Origin of the sequence: Spiribacter halobius (assembly GCF_020883455.1) — a bacterium.
Classification (GTDB): Bacteria; Pseudomonadota; Gammaproteobacteria; order Nitrococcales; family Nitrococcaceae; genus Sediminicurvatus; species Sediminicurvatus halobius.
On sequence record NZ_CP086615.1, the window covers coordinates 14,502 to 34,368 of the forward strand.

Below are 19,867 nucleotides of genomic sequence, written 5' to 3' on the forward strand. Positions count from 1 at the left end.
TCTGACGACGGCATGGGCGGTGATGGGCCGAGGGCAACGCCGGCTCTCGCCCCCGGATCCGCGCCCGCGGCCGCGAATCGCTGAGCGATGCGGGCTGGCACCATCGCGCCAACGCCGTGCCCACTGGCGCGCTTCTTGCTGCTTTCCGGTGCAGACATGAACGCCAGAACCCGAGCCCCCAACGGCGACATCCTCGAGCACCTGACGCGGGCGGTGGTCCTGCTCGATGCAGGGCGCACGGTGCTGTTCCTCAACCCCGCCGCCGAGACGCTGCTCCATTTGAGTGCACGTCAGGCGACCGGGGCGGTGCTGCCGCGGCTGCTGCCGGGATTCGCCGCGCTGGAGCCGGCCATCGCCCAGGCGGTGGCCCGCGGGGCGAGCTATACCGAGCGCGAGGTGCGCCTGGCCGTGGCCAGTGAAAGGACGGTGACCGTGGACTGCGCCATCACCCCGCTGGCGGATGACCGCCTGCTGCTGGAGCTCGAGCAGCTGGACCGGCATCTGCGCATCTCCCGCGAGAACCGCCTCATCGCACAGAACCAGGCCATCCGCCAGCTCATCCGCGGCCTCGCCCACGAGATCAAGAACCCGCTGGGCGGGCTGCGCGGCGCCGCCCAGCTGCTCGAGAGCGAGCTCGGCGACGCCGAGCAGCGCGAGTACACGCAGATCATCATCAGCGAGGCCGACCGCCTGCGGGCGCTGGTGAACGGCCTGCTGGGGCCGGACGCCCGGCCGGAGAAGCGGCCGACGAACATCCACGAGGTGCTGGAGCGGGTGCGCCACCTCGCCGAGGCGGAGGCCCCGGCGGGGGTGGAGATTCAGCGCGACTACGACCCCAGCATCCCACCCCTGCCGGCGGCGCCGGACCAGCTCATCCAGGCGGTGCTCAACCTGGTGCGCAACGCCCTGCAGGCGGTGGGTGACGCCGGGCGCATCCGCCTGCAGACCCGTACCCAGCGGCGCTTCACCATCGGCGAGGTGCAGCATCGCCTGGTGGCGCGGATCGACGTCATCGACGACGGCCCGGGCATCGCCCCGGAGCTGCTGGACCGCATCTTCTACCCGATGGTGACGGGCCGCCCGGAGGGCAGCGGCATCGGCCTGCCCATCGCCCAGACCCTGGTCAACCAGCATGGCGGCCTGATCGAGTGCAGCAGCGAGCCGGGCTGCACGGTATTCACCGTCTGGCTGCCCATGGAGGACCCTGATGTCGGAGGCTGAACGCGTCTGGATCGTCGACGACGACCGCTCCATCCGCTGGGTGCTGAAGAAGGCGCTGGAGCGGGACGGCATGCATGCGGTGCCGTTCGAGACCGGCGACGAGGCGTTGACCGCGTTCGAGCGCGAGCGCCCGGACGTGCTCATCACCGACATCCGTATGCCCCGTCTGGACGGCCTCACGCTCATGCAGCGGCTGCACGAGCAGATGCCCGATCTGCCGGTGATCGTCATCACCGCCCACTCGGACCTGGATGCCGCGGTCTCCGCCTACGAGGGCGGTGCTTTCGAGTACCTGCCGAAGCCTTTCGACGTCGAGGAGGCGGTGGACCTGGTGCGGCGGGCCGCTGCCGCAGCCCGGGCCAGCGCGCCGCCGCGGGCGGACCGCGAGAACCTGCCGGAGATCATCGGCGAGGCGCCGGCGATGCAGGAGGTATTTCGTGCCATCGGCCGGCTGTCGCGCTCCAACATCACCGTGCTCATCAACGGCGAGTCCGGTACCGGCAAGGAGCTGGTGGCCCGGGCCCTGCACCGGCACAGCCCGCGCTCGGATCATCCGTTCATCGCCCTCAACATGGCGGCGATCCCGCGGGACCTGATGGAGTCCGAGCTCTTCGGCCACGAGAAAGGGGCCTTCACCGGCGCCCACCAGGTCCGGCGCGGGCGTTTCGAGCAGGCCGACGGCGGCACGCTGTTCCTGGACGAGATCGGGGACATGCCGGCGGAGCTGCAGACCCGCCTGCTGCGGGTGCTCGCGGACGGCGAGTTCTACCGCGTGGGCGCCCATACACCGATGCGGGTGGATGTGCGCATCATCGCCGCGACGCACCAGAACCTGGAACGCCTGGTGGAGGACGGCCGCTTCCGCGAGGACCTGTTCCACCGGCTCAACGTCATCCGCATTCACGTGCCGGCCCTGCGGGAGCGGGCGGCCGACGTGCCGGCGCTGGCGGATCATTTTCTGCGCCGGGCCGCGCGTGAGCTCAACGTCGAGCCGAAGAAGCTGACCCCGGCGGTTGAGCGCTACTTCCAGCAGCTGCCCTGGCAGGGCAACGTGCGCGAGCTGGAGAACACCTGCCGCTGGCTTACGGTGATGGCAAGCGGGCGTGAGGTGCAGATGGAGGATCTGCCTCCGGAGCTCGCCACGCCGAGCACGGGCGGCGAGGCCCCGGTGGACTGGGAAAGCGCACTCTCGCGCTGGGCCGATCAGCAGGCGGCGGACCTCAGCGCCGGCGCCCTGGGCGAGGCGCAGACCCGTCTCGAGCGCATCCTTATCGAGGCGGCCCTGCGCCGCACCGGCGGCCGGCGCCAGGACGCGGCGCGGCTGCTCGGCTGGGGGCGCAACACCCTGACGCGCAAGATCAAGGATCTGCGCATGGATCTCTAGCCCACCCTCGCGGGGTGCTGTCGTCAGGCCTGACTGAGGTCTGCCGGCAGCTCGATGGGCGGCAGGCTGTTGCGTCCGGGGTCGAGGCCGATGGCCCGGCGGTAGGCACGGCGCGCCCGTTCGGTCTCGCCGAGGCGCTCGTAGAGCTCGGCCAGCATGCGATGGACCTCCGCATGACCCGTGCGCGAGGCGGCCGCCTCGAGGTAGCTGCGCGCCCGGCCCCAGAGCTCGCAGCGGGCGGCCTGACGGGCGGCGGCGAAGAGCAGCGCCGGGTCCTCCGGATGCTGATTCAGCCAGCCCTCGATCTGCTCGAACGCCCGCTCCGGCGGGTCTACCGCGAGCTCGCCGTAGGCCGCCACCAGTCGCTCGTCCCAGCTCTCCCGCAGCCAGCCGCGCAGGAGCTGCTCGGCGGTGGCGTGGCAGTCGGCGCGCATCAGCGCCCGCGCATAGGCGGCGCGCAGGGCCGGATCGCGCTGGCGCGCGCGGGGCAGCTCGTCCCAGACCTGAGTGATCTCGTCCGCCCCCACTTCCGGGCCGAAGGACCGCAGGCGGCCCTCGAACTGCTCCTGCTCCAGGGTGTTCAGCTCGGCGTCGGGCAGGGCGCGCTGGCGGCGCAGCTCCGGCAGCAGCTCGCCGAGGCGCTGGTGATCCCGCACCGCCTGCAGGCAGCGGGCGAACAGCGCCAGCGCACGACGGTTGCCGGGGGCGCGTTCCCGGGCCCAGGCCAGCGTGGCCAGGGCCTGCTCCCACTGCTCGGCCTCCACCTGCAGCTGCGCCTGCAGCAGGCCCACGGCCAGGCGGGCACGGCTGTCGGCCTGGTCCGCCTCCGCCAGGTAGCGGTCGCGCAGGACCCAGTCGCCCTCGCGCTGGGCGGCAATGGCGGCCAGGAGGTAGTGAAACAGCGGCAGGTCCGAGTCCTGCGCCGCTGGCGCCAGGGTACGCTCGGCCTCCTTGTAGCGGCCCTCGGCGAGCTGCAGCAGGCCGCTGTTGAGGCGGCGGAGGGCGCGCTGGCTACGCCGCTCACGCCAGGCACGGCGCACCCCGCGCGGCGTGCGCCAGAGCCGGCGCACCAGGCCGACGGCGAGCGTCAGCGCGATCCAGGCCGCGACCACCGCACCCACGGCGACGAACAGGCTGGTCTGAATCGCCAGCTCGCCGATGCGCAGGATCAGGAAGCCGTCCTGGCCACGGAACCAGAGGGCGGCCGCGACACTGGCCAGGAGCAGGAGCAGGGCGAGAAAGAGCTTCCGCATCGTGCCCTACTCCCAGTTCCGCACCGGTGCCAGGGCATCGCGGACATCCGGGATGTCCGCCGTCACGTTGGCCTCGCGAAGCTCCGCGAGGCGCTCGCGCAGGGTGCCCACGGCCGGGTCCGCGGTGTCGAAATAGGCCTCGACCCAGCGGTCCACCCGCTCCAGCGCCGCCCGGTACGGCTCCGGATTGCCCCGCAGCGCCGCCAGACGGGCGGACTCGAGCTGCAGGCTCAGGTTCTGCTCCAGCAGGAAGCGGGTCTCCGGGCTCGGCAGCGGCTGCACCTGACGGTCCCGGCTGACGGTGACCAGGCCTGAAAGCCCCTCACGCAGCTCCTCCCAGGCCCGCCGCAGCCGCGCCCGCCAGCCTTCATCCGCTGCCGCCGCGTCGCCCTCGCCGGCGGCCTCGTCCGCCGCGTCCGGGGTGGGGGCGAAGCGGTCGACGTCGGCGGCAAGGGGCAGGTCCGAGAGCTGCTGACTGACGGCGCTGATCCCGTCGCTGATGCGCCCGAGATCGGGCTCTTCGGCCTCCAGGAGCTGATCGATGGCGGCGGCGACGCCCTGGCGGGCATCCACCCCCTCCCCGCCGAGGCCGGCCAGGAGCTGATCCGCGGCCTCCAGCGCCTCGAGGGCGCCGTCGACGTCGCCCAGCAGCCGCGCGCGGTAGTCGGCGATGCCGGCGAGATAGGCCGCCTCGGCGTGGCGCCAGTCGCTGCGCGAGGACTCCATGCGCCGGAAGAGCTGGTCCACCCGGTCCGCCAGGGCGGTGCGGGCATCCGCCTCGCTGTCCACCCGGGCGCGCAGCTCGGCGATGCCCTGCAGGCGGGAGTCCAGGCGCTCGCTGAGGTTGCTGACGCGGCCGCCGAGCTCCGCGATACGCTGCTCCAGGGCCTCGCTGCGCTCGGTCAGGGTCTGTTCGGTGACCACGCCCTGCTGGCCCGCCTCCAGCGCCTGGAGGCGCTGCTGGAACCAGTAGGCGGCGCCGGCCCCGAGCACCAGGAGCAGCAGTACCAGCACCAGCGCCAGGGCGGCGACGATGCCGCGCGGCGGCTCGGAAGCCTCGGCCTCGGGCTCCGGCGCGGGCGGCGGCACCGGCGGCCCCGCGGTCTCCTCGGTGCCTTCGGGAGCGCGCTGGTCGGCGGAGCTTTCCCCGGAAGGCGGAGTGTCCTGGCCTGGCCTGCCGTCGTTCTTCTCGCTCATCGCTCACTCCCTGTGGCGGCGCCGACCACGGCGGCCACCACGGCCGCGTCGTCCGCACCTTCCGCCAGCACGGGCTCGGAGAACCCCGCGGCGCGCGCGGCGGCCGCCACGCGCGCGCTCACCGCGACCACCCGGCTCGCCATCAGCAGCGGGCGGGCCCCCTCGTCGGTCAGCCGCAGGAGGTTCTCGAGTCCCGTCACACTGGTCACGATTGTGAACGCCCGTTCCCGATCCTGCCAGTCCGGCGCCGCCGGGGCCGGCGGCAGCACCCGCCGATAGACCACCGCCTCGCCCACGCGGACGCCGCGCGCGGCGAGCGCCGCCTGCAGTCGCCGCCGGCCGCCCTCGCCGCGCAGCACAAGCACGGTCTCGCCTGGCGCCGGCGCGAACCCGGGCTCGGCCAGCAGGTCGTCGGCACCGCCCCCGCGGGCGGGGGCAACGGTGACCGGACAGCCTGCCGCCGCCAGCGCGGCAGCCGTGCCCGGGCCGACCGCCGCCACCCGCGAGGGCAGTCTCGCCAGCCACGGCAGACCGTAGCGGACGGCGTTGGGGCTGGTGAACACGGCCCAGTCCGCGGCGGGGACCGTGCCCGGGGCCAGCGACTCGAAGGCCACCGTGGGAAATGGCGTGACCCGCGCGCCCAGTGTCTCGAGCTCGCGGCAGAGCCCGGCCTGCTGCCCCTCGGGGCGGGTCACGACGACATGGCAGCCCGCCAGGGGTCTGCTCAACCCGCCTCCGCCAGCAGTGCCCCGGCACCGCGCCCCAGCAGCTCCTCGGCGAGGTGGTTGCCGAGCGCCGGCCCTTCCTGCCGCGGCGCGCGCCCCTCTGCGGTCAGCACCTGGCGGCCGTCGCGGCTCGCCACCAGGGCACGCAGCCAGAGCTGGTCCCCTTCCAGCACGGCGTAGGCGGCAAGCGGCACATGGCAGCTGCCCTCGAGACGGGCGTTGACCGCGCGCTCCGCGGCGACGCGATCGTGGCTGTCGGCGTCGTCCAGCCCCGCGATCAGGGCCTGGACGTCTTCGTCATCCGCCCGGCACTCGATGCCGAGCGCGCCCTGGCCCACCGCGGGCAGGCTCTCCTCGGCACTCATCACGCGGGTAATGCGCTCGCCCATGCCGAGCCGGCGCAGGCCGGAGGCGGCCAGCACGATGGCGTCGAACTCCCCCGCCTCGAGCTTGCCGAGCCGGGTCTGGACGTTGCCGCGGAGCGAGCCGACCTCGAGGTCCGGGCGTCGGGCCCGCAGCTGGCATTCGCGGCGCAGGCTAGCGGTCCCCACCCGGGCGCCCTCGGGCAGGCTGGTGATGTCGTCGTAGTGCACCGAGACGAAGGCATCGCACGGGTCCTCGCGGTCGAGGATCACCGGCAGCCGGAACTCACGGGGCACGGTGGCAGGGACGTCCTTCATCGAGTGCACGGCGATGTCGGCCGCGTCCTCCAGCAGCCCACGCTCCAGCTCCTTGACGAACAGCGCCTTGCCACCGACAGCCGCCAGCGGCCGGTCGAGGATCTGGTCCCCGCGGGTGGTCATCCCGACCAGCTCCACCTCGAGCCCGTCATGCGCCTGCCGCAACCGCGCTGCGACATGCTCCGCCTGCCAGAGGGCGAGGGGGCTGCGGCGGGTAGCGATTCGTATTCGTTCACGCATCGGTTGGCTCGCTTCGCTCCCAGAGTGGCAAGTGGCAAGTTTCAAGGGACAAGCGGGAAGGCGACTCGGCGCATCTTCTTACTTGATACTTTGAACTTGCAACTTGTCACTCTGAGCGCGGCAGCGCTCAGACGACCCCCACCTCCCGGAGCAGCCCGCGCACCCGCGGCAAATGGCGGCGGCTGACCTCGAGGCGGTCTTCGGTGCCGTCGAGCACCGCGTAGGTGCGGCCGTTGTCGCCGCGCTCGAGGCCGATCAGGCGGTCCCGGGCGACCAGCGCCTTGCGGTGGATGCGCACGAAGCGGTTGCCGAACTCCTGCTCGAGCTTCTTCAGCGAGTCCTCGATGAGGTCCTCGCCGTCGGCGTGCTGAACGGTGACGTACTTCTGATCGGCCAGGAAGTAGCGGATGCCACCCACCGGGATGAGCTCGAGACCGGTGCGCCGCCGGCAGAGGATGTGCTCGCGGCAGCCCTCCGCCTCCGGGGCCTGCAGTGCCTCGAGCTGGGCCCGGTTCAGCCGCCGTGCCCGGTCCAGGGCGCGATTCAGCCGCTCCAGACGCACCGGCTTCAGCAGGTAGTCGATGGCCGCGGTCTCGAAGGCCTGCAGGGCGTGGTCGCCGAAGGCGGTCACGAAGATCACCGCCGGGGGGCGGTTCAGCTGGCTGATGCGGGTGGCGGCCTCGAGGCCATCCATTCCCGGCATGCGGATGTCGAGCAGCACGACATCCGGCTCCTGGCGCTCGCAGCACTCGAGGGCCTCACGCCCGCCGGTGGCCTCGCCCACCACCTCGTGCTCGCCCGCCGCCTGCACCAGGGTGGCGAGCCGGTGCCGGGCAGGGGCTTCGTCGTCAACGATGAGTATCTTCATCGACAGGGCCTCGCCGATACGGGACTCGCACCGTCACATGATAGACGCCATCCGCGGTGCTGACCTCCAGTCGGGCGCGTTCGCCGAAGGCCAGCAGCAGACGCTCGCGAACGTTGGCCTGGGCCATGCCGAAGCCGGCACTGCGCCGGCGCGGCATGCTCGGGGCCGGATTGCGCACCTCCACCAGCAGCTGGTCGCCGCTGACACCGCCGGTGAGCGTGATGGTGCCGCCCTCCTCGCGCGGCTCGATACCGTAGTACACAGCGTTCTCCAGCAGCGGCTGCAGCGTCAGCGGCGGGATGAGGGCCCCGCGGGGCAGGCCATCCAGGCGCCAGGCGACGTCCAGGCGCTCGCCGAGCCGCTGATGCTCCATGCGCAGGTAGCCGTCGACCAGGGCGAGCTCCTCGGCCAGCGGCACCAGCCGACGCTCGTCCCGCGTCAGGCTGGCGCGGAAGAGATCCGCCAGATCCTCCACCAGCCGCTCGGCGAGGCGCGGATCCACACCGATGGCCGAGGCGATGGTGTTCAGGCTGTTGAACAGGAAGTGCGGGCGGATGCGCGCCTGCAGGGCGTCGATGCGGGCCTCGGCGGCGGCCTGCATGCGCGCCCGCCACTGGTGCTGCAGATAGAGATAGCGCAGCGCCACGGCGGCGACGATGGCCGTAATGGCGAAGGTGCGGGCGAGGAATGCCGAGCCGCCGCCGGCCGGCAGCACCGCCGGCGGCAGCAGCCACTGGGCGATGGCCGCCGCCAGCGCGGCGACGATAAGGACAAGCGCGTAGCTCGCCAGCGCGCCGCGCCGGGCGCCGAGCCCGAGCAGCCGGCGCCGCAGCAGGCAGAGCACGGCGGCGCTCACGAGTCCGATCCACTGCACGTACAGCGAGAGCAGCGACAGCGCCTCCCAGCTCCAGCCGCCGGTACGCGCCAGCACGAGCACGAACACCAGCAGCTCGCCCATGATGACCACGGCGAACACGCTGCGGATGGCGCAGAAATCGGGGAGGAAGCCCTGGTCCTCGCTGCCCTTCACGGATGCCCCTAATGCCGAAGTGCGCACAGCATGGGCCGCGGCGGCACCGACGGGAAGCCGACCGGTTCACAACCTCGTGCCCGCTTGGATGCCGCGCCACGGGCTCCGGGGGTGGCTCGCGGGCCTGCCGCGCTCGTCCTGAGCGCGCGAGCAGCGTCCCCTGCGACCGGCATTGCCCGCAAGCCACCCCCGGAGCCCGCGCCGTGCGGCGGCGGACCATAGCTTTACAGCCGACCTACAGCCTGACCGCTGGGCTGGTGGGTTGTCTGTCCGCGAACGGCGACAGGAGGAGTAAGCATTTGCTTACACCATGGTTGCCCTGCGGGCGTTTCCGGGCCAAGCGGGCTACGCTCCGAGGTCATTGCTCCCGCAGCGCCTGTTCCCGGTATCGCAGCACTGGGGCGAGGAAGTATTCGATCACGCGGCGGCTGCCGAGTTGCACGTCCACGGTTGCACCGAGGCCAGGGCGGATCGGAATGCGCTCCTGGTCAATCTCCACCCACGCGCGCTCGAGCGTAACCGTCGCCTCGTAGTAACGGCCGCCCTGGCCGTCCTGGGTCGCGCGTGGCGCAATCTTCTCGATGACGCCCGGAATGGACCCGTACCGGGTGTAATCGAAGGCGGACAGCTTGACATCTACAGCCTGCCCAGCACGGGCCAGCGCAATATCGCGGTCGAGGATCCGTGCCGCCACTTCTATCGGATGATCCGCAGGTACCACGTTCAGCAACACCTCCGCCGGCTCCACCACGCGCCCCGGGCCGGTTACCGCGAGATCCTGCACGACGCCGGCCATCGGGGCACGCAGTGTGCGTTGATCGAGCCGCTCTTCCGCCTCGGCAAGCTCCTGGCGGAGTTCTGCGATGCGATCCGTGAGCCGCGCCTGCTCGGCCAGTAGCTCTGCGCTGTAGGCGTTGACAACCGCTTCGCGCCGCCGCGCCGACAGCGCCATCCGGCCAGCGGCGCTCCTGGCTTCGCGCCGTTGCACTTCCAGCTTGCCCCGGTGCTCGGCGAGCAGGCTTTCGGCCTCCTCCACCCGGTTTACCGGCTCGATGCCTCGGCGATGGAGCTGGTGCTGCCGCTCGGCGCGGCGCTCCAGAAAGGGCAGCAGCCGTTCGGTGGCCTGCATCCGTGCCAGCGCGGTGGCATGGTCGGCGCGCGCGTTGGTCAGGGCCTGTTCGAGCTCTTCCAGCTCCGCCCGGTGGGCCTGCCACTGCGCCTGGGCCCGGTGGCGGGCCATCCGAAGCGTGGGGGCCGGCAAGGCCACCGTGGCGTCGAGCTCGGGCGGCGCCTCGCGCCCGGACGCCAGCAATGCTCGGACACGAGCGTGAGCGCCGCGCGCGCTCTGCAGGCGGGCACGCAGAGAGTTTACCCGGGCTTCAGCGGCCTGGCTGGCCAGCCGTATGGTTGGCTGCCCGGCGCGCACGCGATCCCCGTTACGAACCAGGACCGCGGCGACGGTGGCTCTTTCCATCGACGCAACTGGCTGGACCCTGGAGCTCACTACCGTCTCGCCCTGCGCGAAAGCGACGACCTCGATGCGGGCAAAGGTGGCCCAGACCAGAAGCGCCATAAGGAAGGCCAGCAGCACCGCCAGCAGCCCGCGCGCCGCGCCTGGCGATGGCGCCTCGGTCACGGCCCGCACGCCGGGCTTGGCGCGGGCGAGCGCCGCCGATTCGGATCCGCAGTGTTTCGTGCCGTGCGGTCTACGGGGCCAGCGCATGCCGCACCTCCCCGGATGAGGGTCGCGCCTGGGGCTCACCCAGCTGCGCTGCGCGCAGCCGGGCAAAGGGTCCGCCGGCCCGAATCAGGGCCGATGGCGGCCCGGACTCGACGAGTTGCCCGTCTTCCAGTACCAGGACGCGGTCGCATATGCGCAGCGTGGAGAGTCGATGGGCCACCAGAAAGACCGTCCGCCCGCCGACAATGGCCCGCAGGTTCGACTGAATACGCTGCTCCGCAATGGCATCGAGTGCACTGGTGGGTTCGTCGAGCAGCAGGATCCGCGGATCGGCGGCGAGGGCTCGGGCGAGGGCCACGCGCTGGCGCTGGCCGGCGGACAGCTCGACGCCGCGCTCGCCCACCACCGTGTCGTAGGCCTGAGGTAGCGCACGGACGAAGCGGTCGGCTGCCGCGAGCTCGGCAGCCTGCTCGACCTTCTCCATGGGCAGTGCCGGGTGCGCTGCGGCGATATTGGCCCGCACGCTGGCGTTGAACAGCACGCCGTCCTGAGTAACAGCGGCGACATGCCGTCGCAGCCAGCGCGGGTCCATACGCGCGGTGTTTACGCCATCGAGCAGGATGCGGCCGGCGGTAGGCACGTAGAGCCGCTGGATCAGCCTCAGCAGCGACGTCTTGCCCGCACCTGACTGGCCCACGATGCCGATGACCTCGCCTGGCTTTGCCTCCAGTGACACAGATCGGATGACTTCAGGCGCATCCGGGCCGTAGCGAAAACTGACGTCTTCGAAGCGTACCGCACCCCGCGGCGGGGGCAGCTCCGTTGCCGAGGCCGGATGCGGCTCGGTTGGCCGATCGAGGATGTCCGCAAGGCGTCGCACGGCAACGCGCGTCTGTCCCAGCTGCTGGAACAGCTGTGCGAGGCGCATTGCCGGTGCCATGACACGACCGACCATCATGTTGAATGCAATCAGTCCGCCGGCTGTGAGCCCACCGTCGATCACCGCTCGTGCGCCGAGCCACAGGGTGAGGGCAATGGTGCCTTTGCTGATGAACTGGGCGACCTGGTTGAGTCCTGAGGCCAGTTGGTCCGCGTCCCTGGCGGCGTTGCTTTGAGCCACGGTTTGCGACTCCCACTCGCGGGCGCGTTGCGGCTCCAGACCGAGCCCCTTCACCGTCTCGACCCCGGCGACAGCCTCCGTCAGAAACGACTGCGTCTCGGTCTGCTCGACGATACGGCTCTCCAGCCGCCGGCGGAGCACCGGCGCACAGAGGCCGTACAGCAGCAGAAGGCCGGCCATCGCGGCCGCAACGACCATCGTCAACGGCACGCTGAACAGCGCCATGACCCCGAGAAAGAGCAGCGCGAAGCAGAAATCGACCAAGGCGGTCAGCCCGGAGCCGGTGAGGAACTGCCGCACAGACTCGAGCTCCCGGACACGGGCAACGACGTCCCCGGTGCGCTGGCGCGCGAAGTAGGCGAGCGGCAAATCCAGTAGATGGCGGAAGAATCGGGCACTCAGCAGCACGTCCACCCGATTGGCGACATCCGCCAGCAGAATGCTGCGGAGCAGGCCTATGGCGAGATCGAACAGGGCGACGGCGGCGAGCCCGAGAATGAGGACGTCGAGCGTGGAGAGGGCGCCGGTGGTCAGCACCTTGTCGATGATGACCATCGTGAACAGGGGGGTGGCCAGCGCGAAGAGCTGCAGCATCAGAGAAGCGGCGAGCACATGGCCCAGCATGCCGCGGTAGCGGCCCAGCTCGGCAAGCAACGTGCTCAGCCCGAAGCGACGGCGCTCTCTCGCGCGCGCTTCCGAGTCCGAGCGGACCAGCAGCACCGGCATGCGCCGCGTGGCCAACCGTTCCGGTGCAACGCGCTCCTCCGGAGCAGCCGGATCCATGAGCCACGGCTCCGGCGCGTCTGCGTTCCACACGAGCACCCTGCCGTCGCCCGGCAGCACGAGGGCGGGCAAGCCGACCCTGGTCAGCTCGCGCGCGTTCAGATGGACGCGCTCCACGGCGAGACCCTGTTCCTGCGCCGCGTCCAGGAGCTCATCCGGCCCGAAGCCGGAAATGATGCCCGTGCGCCGGCGGATCGTCTCCGCGGTGGTGGGGCGCTGCAGCAGACCGAGCAGAACCAGCAGAGCGGTCAGCCCGGGGTCGGCGACCTCGGGGTTGTCGGTGACATCCATGTCAGCTTCCTGCCTTTTGATGCGCTTCCTGAACTGCCGGCGTATCGCTGGAAGCGGCGGATTCGGGATCCAGAGTGACTGTCTCTCGCCGGCCGTCGCCGCGCAGGCGTGAGAAGCTCAGGCGCCGCCCCGCCAGAACAGTGCTGCGGAGCTCGCCCAGCATGGTCTCCGCCTGCCCGAATGGTGCGATGAGCTCCACCAGCCACGGGCGTTCGCCGCTGCGCCACTCGCCGGCGGCGATGCGCCCGCCGCCCTCCAGACGGCGGCCTACGTTCTTGGAGACGAAGGCCCAGAGCGCAGCGCCCACGGGCTGGCCACCGGACCGGTAGACGCGAAACTGTCCGTGGCTCACCGCGGGCACAACCAGCCATTCCAGGTCCGCGAGAAACAGCGCGTGCCGGTGGGTCGGAGACTGGGAGAGAAGCCAGCCGATCTCGCCGAGTACTGCCGCCACCCGCGGCGGCTCCGCGGAAGCCTCCGCGTCCCGGGCCTGCTCTTTGGTGGATTCAGGGTCGGATCGGCTGTGGTCGCCGCGTCCTGCCGGGGATTCCTCTTCCATGCCTCACTCCCTTGAGATCCTGGGTACTCAGCCGAGCGGCCTTGTATAGAGGCCGCCGATCTGTGACATGCCGGCCCGCCGCAGGAAGCGATCCATTCGAGCCAGCGTCGTGCCCTGGGACGGTCCAGTGCCCAGCACCGCCTCGCGCGCGCCTCGCTGCTCCGCCCAGCGCCAGAAGTAGGCGAGAAGCCGCAGCGCGGCCGAGCTGCCACGGAAGTGCGGCAGAACAAAATAGGCTACGGACTCGGCCATGTATTGATCGGAAAAGTAGTAGGCGGTGACCTGGGCCAGGTGCAGGCCGGCCAGCTCGCCGTTGTCGCTTTCCGCAACCGCCAGCATGTAGTCGGAAGCGGGAATGGCGTAACGGATAACCGCCCGGACCTTGTCCCGATTGAGTGCAATGCCGCGAAATCGGCCGAGCGAGAACATTCGCTCGGCGAGGGCTTCAATCGCCGGCGCATCGGCCAGCTGCGCTGCGCGCACCTGCATGGCTCCCCGAGGCTCCTAACCGACGAGCTGAAGCGGTTGGTCCGCCAAGGGTTCGTCTGCCACTACGACGCCCTCGGCGACGGGCGGCGGGGGCGCCTCCCGGGAAGAGGTGGCGGCCGCCGCCTGCGCGGCCCGCAGAACGGCAACCGCCGAGAGCTCATCGGCGGTCGTCGTCGGCGCCTTCCCGGCATAGTGGAAGGCCACGTCCCCCACGACGCCACCATCGCCGTCGGCCGTCTGGAAGCGGCTGCGGCCGAACACCGTGACATCGCCCAGGCGCTCGGCTTCGCCGTCCGATATCACGCCGATTCGCCGAATACCGGCGTGCGCCAGCTCGATCCGCTCGCCAGGGTCCTCGATGCCGTCGCCATCGCCATCCTGCCAGAGGGCGAAGCGATCCCAGGCGGCGTCGTCGCGGTCGAGATCGCCGTCGCCATCGGTGTCGAATGCCAGCGCCAGCCCCTCCATGTCGGTGCGCGCCCTAGGGTGGTCGTCGACGAAGCTGATCTCTTCGAATCCGGAGACGCGGCCGTCGCCGTCCCGGTCCAGGGTCAGCAGGGCGTCGTCCGCTCCGATCCAGGCCATTCGCTCGAGCCAGCCGTCGCCGTTGATGTCGGCCTCGATCCCAGAGTCGTCAATGTCCGTAAACTCCAGGCCGTCGCCATCGAGGTCCAGCGCCAGGGGCTTCTTGCCGCCTCCGCGTGGAGGGCTGTTCTCTATCGTTACCGTGCTCTCGGCGGTGCCCCCCTGTGAGTCCGTAACCCGAACGTCGAAGCGCACGGTCTCAACCCGGTGCTTCTCGCCGGCGGGCACCGGGTCCTCGGGGGGCTGCCAGACCCAACGGGTCGCGGTCCCGGTGCGCGTATCGCCGCCATCGCGGTCGATGTAGGTGTACTCCTGCGCAACCCAGCGGCCTGCGTCGTCGCCCTGATTTAGCCGATAGCTGAAGCGCCCGTCGGAGGCCACGCTCACCTCGCCGAAGGCCGGCTGGGACGCGAGCTCGTAGTGCAGTTCGCCGGACAGGTCGAGGCCGCCGCCTGTGTCCTCGACGTCGATGCCGAGCAGGCGACCAGACCCTTCGGCGGTGAAGTATCCCGCCTCTGCCTGGTTATGTTCCCGGTCCCAGGCCGGGGACCGCACCGTGACGTGGCGGTAGTTCCCGTCGTAGTCGACCTCCCGATACAGGGAGGGGCTGTCGTTGACGGGCGCGAGGTCCACATGCAGCTGGCCTGCAGCGCGTCCGCCATGACCATCCGCTGCCGAGTAGCGAATGCTCGTCTCCCCGAACCAGTCACGGTCTCCCCGGAAGCGCGCGCCGTCTCCGGTGACTTCGAGCACGCCGCGGCGCACGTCCGCCTCACCGACGAATACGGAGCCGTCCGTGAAGCGCAGGCCCTGAATGCCGTACAGACGGTCTGTGGCGCCGCTGTCGAGCCGGGTAACCTCGACGCGGTCTCCGGCCGCCTCGAGCCGATAGTCCTCGCGGCGGCCGTCGAGCACGACGGTGTCGCGCTCGCCGCCTGCGCCGAGGAAGAGCTCGCGCCCGTCACCCGCGGCAAGCTCGTCGTCCCCGGGTCCGCCGCGCCTAACCCGCCACGAGCCGCCATCGGCAGCCAGTGCGTTCGCTTGCGCCTCGGCGTAGTCCGGATCCCAGTAGCGGTGGTCGAGCGCGCGGGTCAGCGCGATGTCGACTCCTCCCACGGCGGCAACGCGAGTCGCATCGCCGGCATCGAGGTCGAGGTCGTTCGCGGCGAGGCGCTGCGGGTCGAACCGCAACCACGCATCCTCCTCGCCCGTGAGCCGGTCGTCCCGGGTGAACGGGTCGTTGTTGCGGCCGTCGAGATGCACCTCACCCTCGTCAAGCACCAGCGTCTCGGCCGTCACGGCGAGTTTCGCGCCTTCCGCGTCCTCGACCACGGCGCTGCCCGACTCCGGCCCGAAGCGGAGCGCAGCGGCAAAGACGCTGAGGCCTGGGAGCGCCAGACTGTCCTGACCGTCACCCAGGTCGACGTGCAGGAAACGCGTGCTGGCGGTGACCTCATCGTCGCCGGCGCCGCCCTGGATCCGTTCCACGCCCTGGAAGCCCCGCACATCCCCACGCCACACGCCGTCGAGGATCACGGTGTCCGTGCCGCTGCCGCCCTCGACCAGCTCGGCGTCATCGTCGGCATCGACCACCAGCCGGTCATCCCCGGCGCCGCCCGACAGGACGTCGGCGCCCGGTCCGCCAGCCAGCGTGTCGTCGCCGCCACCGCCGGAGAGAATGTCGTCGCCCCCGCCGCCGCGGAGAGTGTCCGATCCGGTACCACCCCGCAGCCAGTCGTCACCCGCCCCGCCGCGCAGGGTATCCGCACCGCTGCCGCCCTCGAGCCAGTCCGCGCCCGGGCCGCCTTCCAGACGATCGTCTGCCTTGCGGCCGTAGAGGCGGTCGTCGCCTCCCCGGCCGAGCATGATGTCGCGAATGTCACTGCCGCGAATTACATCGTCGCCGTTCGTCCCCTCCCAGCGCAGCACGTCGGGCGGAAGCGGCTCGGGGTCCTCGACGGCGTGAGGCTGCCGCTCTTCCCGCGGAGCGGTGCCCTCAGCGGATCGCAGTTCGGGGGCCAGGCCGGCTATCGCTGGCGGCCGTTCACTGTCACCGGCGGCGGTGGTTTCCCGCTGGGCTGGGTCGGCGGGTGGGATGATCGCAACGCCAGGAAGGGATGCTCCGGGCGCACCATCACTGCCGTTACTGGGAGCGTCCGCGGCATGCGATGGCTTGCCGCGGATGTTCTCCCCGATCGCCGCTCCCGGCTCAGCTGCTGCTGGCGGCTGCTGAATCGTCTTCGGGGCCGCCGGCGGCCCCGCACCCTGGTCCGACGGCGACTCTGGACGCCAGTCCCGACCGGAGGCCGTTGCCGGACGCTGCAGGGCGAAACTGGCCAAGATCCCGAGCGCGGCTGCCTCGCCCCAGCCGACACTGCTCTCTGCCGGCCGCCCGCCAAGGCGGCGTGCCGCGGACGGGACGGATGTCCAGTTGCCATCCGACTGAAGTTGCAGAATGCGGTCGTTAAAGCGTAGCCGCTCGACGCCGGAGAGACGGTCTTCCGTGCCCGCCGGCCCGACCACGCTGGCCTCGCCTTCCCCGGCCAGGGTCACGCGGTAATCGCCAAAGTCCCCGGCGTAGGCGGCGGTATCCTGGCCGCCGCCACCCGCGATGATATTGCTGCCACCGCCGCCGATGAGCACGTCGTCACCGGAACCACCCAGGAGCGCGTCATCACCGGATTCGCCGTAAAGGTGGTCATTACCATGACCGCCTGCGATTCGGTCATCGCCGGTGCCGCCGGCGAGCAGGTCCTCACCGGCCTCGCCAAGGAGGGTGTCATGCCCCGCGGCGCCATGGGCGTGGTCATCCCCGGCGCCGGTCGCGAGGCGGTTATCGTCCATGCTTCCCTGCAGAACGTCGGAATGGCGGCTCCCCTCGACGTTTTCGATGCCGTGGAGGCGATCGCCCCAGGCGTCGCCGCCCCGGGCAGCGCCCGTAGCGAGATCCACGTGCACGCCATCGTCGCTTCGGGTGTAGACGACCGTATCCTGCCCGGCGCCGCCGTCCAGGACATCGGCTCCGGCGCCGCCGGCGAGACGATCGGCGCCCGCGCCACCGCGCAGCCGGTCATCGCCGGCCATGCCGATCAGCTCATCTCCAGAGGATCCAGCGGAGAGAACGTCATCGCCGTCGGTACCGACGGCTGCACCGCCCGGAAAAGCGTCCGCGACGGCGCGCGTGCCCGCCCCGTCCGCGAGCCCGAGCCGCGCCACGAGATCGGCGAGGTTCCAGTCGCCGCCATCGGGCAGATGGAGCGTTGCCGCTCCACGATCCGCTGCATACCAGTCGATGGCCGCATGGGGCAGCCCGCCCACGGCGGCTTCCGGGCGGTCCGGATCTGCAACCGCTGCCACCAGGCGGCCGTGATCGATCGCCATCACCAGGTCAGTCACCGCGACACCGTCGAGGTCCACGCCCGCCCGCTCCAGCGCGTCCGTCAGCCGCGAGGCGTGGTCGAAGCGGTGGGGTCGCCCCAGAGCCAGTGCCTGCGCCGCGCTCTCAACCTCCGTCGCCGCGAGCAGCCGCTGCGCCTCGGCCGACAGCTCGTCCACGTTGCGGGCGCCGTCAGCAAGCGCCTCGAGCTCCACCGCGACGTCCACATCGCCCGCCAGGGCTTCTACCTCGGCGCGCTGCCTCTGAACGGCGCTGAATCGCCTCCCGGCCGCCAAGGCCGACTCGAGCGCGTCCAGATCGAGGGCGCCGCCATCGGCGAGCTCGCCGTAGAGGGCGCGCTTCGCGTAGACCTCCCCACCCTCGATCGGCACCTGGCCGAGCATGCGCTGCGCCACACGGCCAAGTGCCTCGTCCAGGGAATCCACATGCCCACCGGGGCCGTAGAGGCCGTCACCGTCATAGCCGATGCGCACGGACGGAATGTCCTCCGGCGCCAGCAGGCGGCCGCCGGTGGCCGCCACGGCCGCATTCATGACATTGGCCACCTGCTGTGCCGCCACCGCCATGGCCCCGCCATTGCCGCCGTAGGCGTCGCCGGCATCGGCCACGTAGTAGCGACCGGTTTCATCCACGGCGATTGCTGCGTAGGCCTCGGGCGGGGGCGGCGGGTCGTCATCCCCGAGCAGGCCGCCGAGCACGCTCCCCGCCACGGAGAGCACCATGCCGGCGACGGGATTCACTGCGCCGACGGCGCTGGTGATGACGCCGAAGCCATTGCCCTCGGCAATATTCGAGAAGAGCCCGGCGTAGGGCACGAACTCCTGCAGCGTTCCGGAGAACGCCTCGAGCCCCGCATTCCCCAGCGCTGAACCCGCCCAGCCGGCGGCGTTGCCGATTCCGTCCACCACCGATACGTAGTTGCCGGCGTCCAGCGCCTCGTCCAGATTCGCCAGCCCAGCCACCGCGCCGAGCGCGTCGCCAGCGCCCTTCAGCTGCCCAGCGAACGCGGATTCGGTGCCGTCGGCCAGCCAGGCGGCAGAGTCGCCAGCGAGGTCCACGCCGTAGCTGGCCGCCCTCCAATCGTCGCCGAGGTCGAGGGCGCGGTCGAGGCGGAAAAGGTCGGCGCCCACACGGAGACCGTCTCCGAGCCCGCCGTTGACCGGCTCCGCAAAGCGGGCAAGCCCGTCGAGGCCCGTGCCGGCGTCGCCGTGGACCAGCCCCAGGCTCAGGCCGCCGGCCCCGAGGAGAAGGTTTCCCGTGAGCGGAGGCGCCGCCCTGTCGGTCTCGGCATCCGGGGCCTGGGGTGCGCTGTCCTCGGCGCCATTGGAGTTATCAGCGTTCGGTTCGCGAAGCGCCGCGCTGCTGTGCGCCGCACCGGCCGGGTGCTTGCCGAGGCCCGGGGCGAGCGTATCAGCGCCTTCGGAGTGCCCCCCCGGTGCCGCGGCCCCCCCGGCAGCGCTTGGCCGCTTCTCAGGCTTTTCGTCAACATCGTGCTCAGGGCGATCAAACTCGCTTACCGCGGCCGGGCGGAAGGCGCCATTGTTTGACCACGGCGACATGTCTGGCTCGGGTACCTGAACTCTTCGACCGGATTCGTGATACCAGATCCGGGTCCCGGCCGGCCCCGACTCGCCGAGCAGGATGTCCTCCACCGGGTGCCCGCCGATCGCGGGACCAGCCGCTTCCGGAAAAGCCGTCACCCGGACGAACGTGCCGTCCTCCCCCCGCAGACCGGAGACCACCTTGGCGTTCACCTCGCCCGCTTCACCGCCCAATAGCGCCGAGAGGTCATCAAGCACGGTCGAGCGCTCAACGACATCATAGGCGTCCAGGCGGCCCACCCCGTTCGCTCCGATCACGACATCAGCCGTGCCGCCGAACCCCTCGCTGATCAGCCCGTCCAGATTGATTGTCTGCCCGTTCTCGTTGGTCGCCCTCAGCCTTACATAGTCTTCCGAGGTGATTCGCCCGTCCGTGTCCCTTGATTCCACGTTGCCATCAATGCGCTCAACTCGGTAGGTACCGCTTTCCGCGAGTACAGTACCGTCCCCCCGCCAGAACAGGTTCGCGCTATTGGTCACCTCGCCAGCGCTACCAACCGGCGACGGCATGAAATCAATGGATGTCTTAAGAATTGAGAAATCAGTATGCAGTGAAATCCCGACCACACCCGGAAAAGACACAGAAATCCCGGGCATTCCTTCATGGTCAACGCTAAGGACCGGAATCACTTGATTCGCCGAGTGAACGACCCTACCGGTCAGATCGTTGCCGCTGGTGGCTCCTGCGCTACCGGGGTAAGGGGGCTGCGGCGGCCGGCCGACGTGATCTCTGCTCATGATTCAACCCTTCCATGGCTCTCGG

At 70.9% G+C, this 19,867-nt stretch carries 13 protein-coding genes; 2 read left to right on the top strand and 11 right to left on the bottom strand.

Features of this window, described 5'->3' with window-relative positions:
* The first annotated feature begins 156 nt into the window (after positions 1-156).
* Both glnL and ntrC read left to right on the top strand, forming a co-directional pair.
* Positions 157-1,221, top strand: coding sequence for a nitrogen regulation protein NR(II) (glnL, locus tag LMH63_RS00060; protein WP_109678333.1), 1,065 nt, complete (start codon positions 157-159; stop codon positions 1,219-1,221).
* Complete coding sequence (gene ntrC / locus LMH63_RS00065; RefSeq protein WP_109678335.1) at positions 1,208-2,605, top strand: nitrogen regulation protein NR(I); 1,398 nt, start codon at positions 1,208-1,210, stop codon at positions 2,603-2,605. Before glnL ends, ntrC begins: the two co-directional genes overlap by 14 nt.
* A 23-nt stretch (positions 2,606-2,628) precedes the next feature.
* Here ntrC and LMH63_RS00070 read toward each other — a convergent pair whose 3' ends face one another.
* The 11 genes from LMH63_RS00070 to LMH63_RS00120 form a co-directional block, all read right to left on the bottom strand.
* Positions 2,629-3,858 (bottom strand): heme biosynthesis protein HemY, encoded by a 1,230-nt coding sequence (locus LMH63_RS00070; protein ID WP_109678337.1) that lies wholly within the window; start codon positions 3,856-3,858, stop codon positions 2,629-2,631.
* Between the two features lie 6 nt (positions 3,859-3,864).
* Positions 3,865-5,055 (bottom strand): uroporphyrinogen-III C-methyltransferase, encoded by a 1,191-nt coding sequence (locus LMH63_RS00075; RefSeq protein WP_109678339.1) that lies wholly within the window; start codon positions 5,053-5,055, stop codon positions 3,865-3,867.
* A complete protein-coding gene (locus tag LMH63_RS00080) occupies positions 5,052-5,783 on the bottom strand; it encodes a uroporphyrinogen-III synthase (protein ID WP_109678341.1) in 732 nt (243 codons plus the stop codon). The genes LMH63_RS00075 and LMH63_RS00080 overlap by 4 nt, the downstream gene beginning before the upstream one ends.
* Complete coding sequence (hemC, locus tag LMH63_RS00085) at positions 5,780-6,700, bottom strand: hydroxymethylbilane synthase (RefSeq protein ID WP_109678343.1); 921 nt, start codon at positions 6,698-6,700, stop codon at positions 5,780-5,782. The genes LMH63_RS00080 and hemC overlap by 4 nt, the downstream gene beginning before the upstream one ends.
* 127 nt (positions 6,701-6,827) lie before the next feature.
* On the bottom strand, positions 6,828-7,568 hold the full coding sequence (locus tag LMH63_RS00090; protein WP_109678345.1) for a LytR/AlgR family response regulator transcription factor: 741 nt from the start codon (positions 7,566-7,568) through the stop codon (positions 6,828-6,830).
* Positions 7,549-8,598, bottom strand: a complete 1,050-nt coding sequence (locus LMH63_RS00095) for a sensor histidine kinase (RefSeq protein ID WP_229332674.1) — start codon at positions 8,596-8,598, stop codon at positions 7,549-7,551. The genes LMH63_RS00090 and LMH63_RS00095 overlap by 20 nt, the downstream gene beginning before the upstream one ends.
* A 358-nt stretch (positions 8,599-8,956) precedes the next feature.
* On the bottom strand, positions 8,957-10,321 hold the full coding sequence (locus tag LMH63_RS00100) for an HlyD family type I secretion periplasmic adaptor subunit (protein WP_109678347.1): 1,365 nt from the start codon (positions 10,319-10,321) through the stop codon (positions 8,957-8,959).
* Positions 10,305-12,473 carry a peptidase domain-containing ABC transporter gene (locus LMH63_RS00105; protein ID WP_109678349.1) on the bottom strand — a complete coding sequence of 723 codons (2,169 nt, stop codon included), beginning with the start codon at positions 12,471-12,473 and terminating at the stop codon, positions 10,305-10,307. Before LMH63_RS00105 ends, LMH63_RS00100 begins: the two co-directional genes overlap by 17 nt.
* A gap of 1 nt (position 12,474) precedes the next feature.
* Positions 12,475-13,032, bottom strand: a complete 558-nt coding sequence (locus tag LMH63_RS00110; protein WP_109678351.1) for a toxin-activating lysine-acyltransferase — start codon at positions 13,030-13,032, stop codon at positions 12,475-12,477.
* 27 nt (positions 13,033-13,059) lie between these two features.
* Positions 13,060-13,521, bottom strand: coding sequence for a GNAT family N-acetyltransferase (locus LMH63_RS00115; protein ID WP_109678353.1), 462 nt, complete (start codon positions 13,519-13,521; stop codon positions 13,060-13,062).
* A gap of 15 nt (positions 13,522-13,536) precedes the next feature.
* Positions 13,537-19,842, bottom strand: coding sequence for a calcium-binding protein (locus LMH63_RS00120; protein ID WP_146205200.1), 6,306 nt, complete (start codon positions 19,840-19,842; stop codon positions 13,537-13,539).
* Positions 19,843-19,867: the final 25 nt, after the last annotated feature.

Excerpts from the sequence above, each read along its gene's own strand:
- LMH63_RS00115 (WP_109678353.1), bottom strand. The coding sequence starts at position 13,521 with ATGCAGGTGCGCGCAGCGCAGCTGGCCGATGCGCCGGCGATTGAAGCC.
- LMH63_RS00100 (WP_109678347.1), bottom strand. The coding sequence starts at position 10,321 with ATGCGCTGGCCCCGTAGACCGCACGGCACGAAACACTGCGGATCCGAA.
- LMH63_RS00105 (WP_109678349.1), bottom strand. The coding sequence starts at position 12,473 with ATGGATGTCACCGACAACCCCGAGGTCGCCGACCCCGGGCTGACCGCT.
- glnL (WP_109678333.1), top strand. The coding sequence starts at position 157 with ATGAACGCCAGAACCCGAGCCCCCAACGGCGACATCCTCGAGCACCTG.
- ntrC (WP_109678335.1), top strand. The coding sequence starts at position 1,208 with ATGTCGGAGGCTGAACGCGTCTGGATCGTCGACGACGACCGCTCCATC.
- LMH63_RS00120 (WP_146205200.1), bottom strand. The coding sequence starts at position 19,842 with ATGAGCAGAGATCACGTCGGCCGGCCGCCGCAGCCCCCTTACCCCGGT.
- LMH63_RS00110 (WP_109678351.1), bottom strand. The coding sequence starts at position 13,032 with ATGGAAGAGGAATCCCCGGCAGGACGCGGCGACCACAGCCGATCCGAC.
- LMH63_RS00070 (WP_109678337.1), bottom strand. The coding sequence starts at position 3,858 with ATGCGGAAGCTCTTTCTCGCCCTGCTCCTGCTCCTGGCCAGTGTCGCG.
- LMH63_RS00075 (WP_109678339.1), bottom strand. The coding sequence starts at position 5,055 with ATGAGCGAGAAGAACGACGGCAGGCCAGGCCAGGACACTCCGCCTTCC.
- LMH63_RS00090 (WP_109678345.1), bottom strand. The coding sequence starts at position 7,568 with ATGAAGATACTCATCGTTGACGACGAAGCCCCTGCCCGGCACCGGCTC.
- hemC (WP_109678343.1), bottom strand. The coding sequence starts at position 6,700 with ATGCGTGAACGAATACGAATCGCTACCCGCCGCAGCCCCCTCGCCCTC.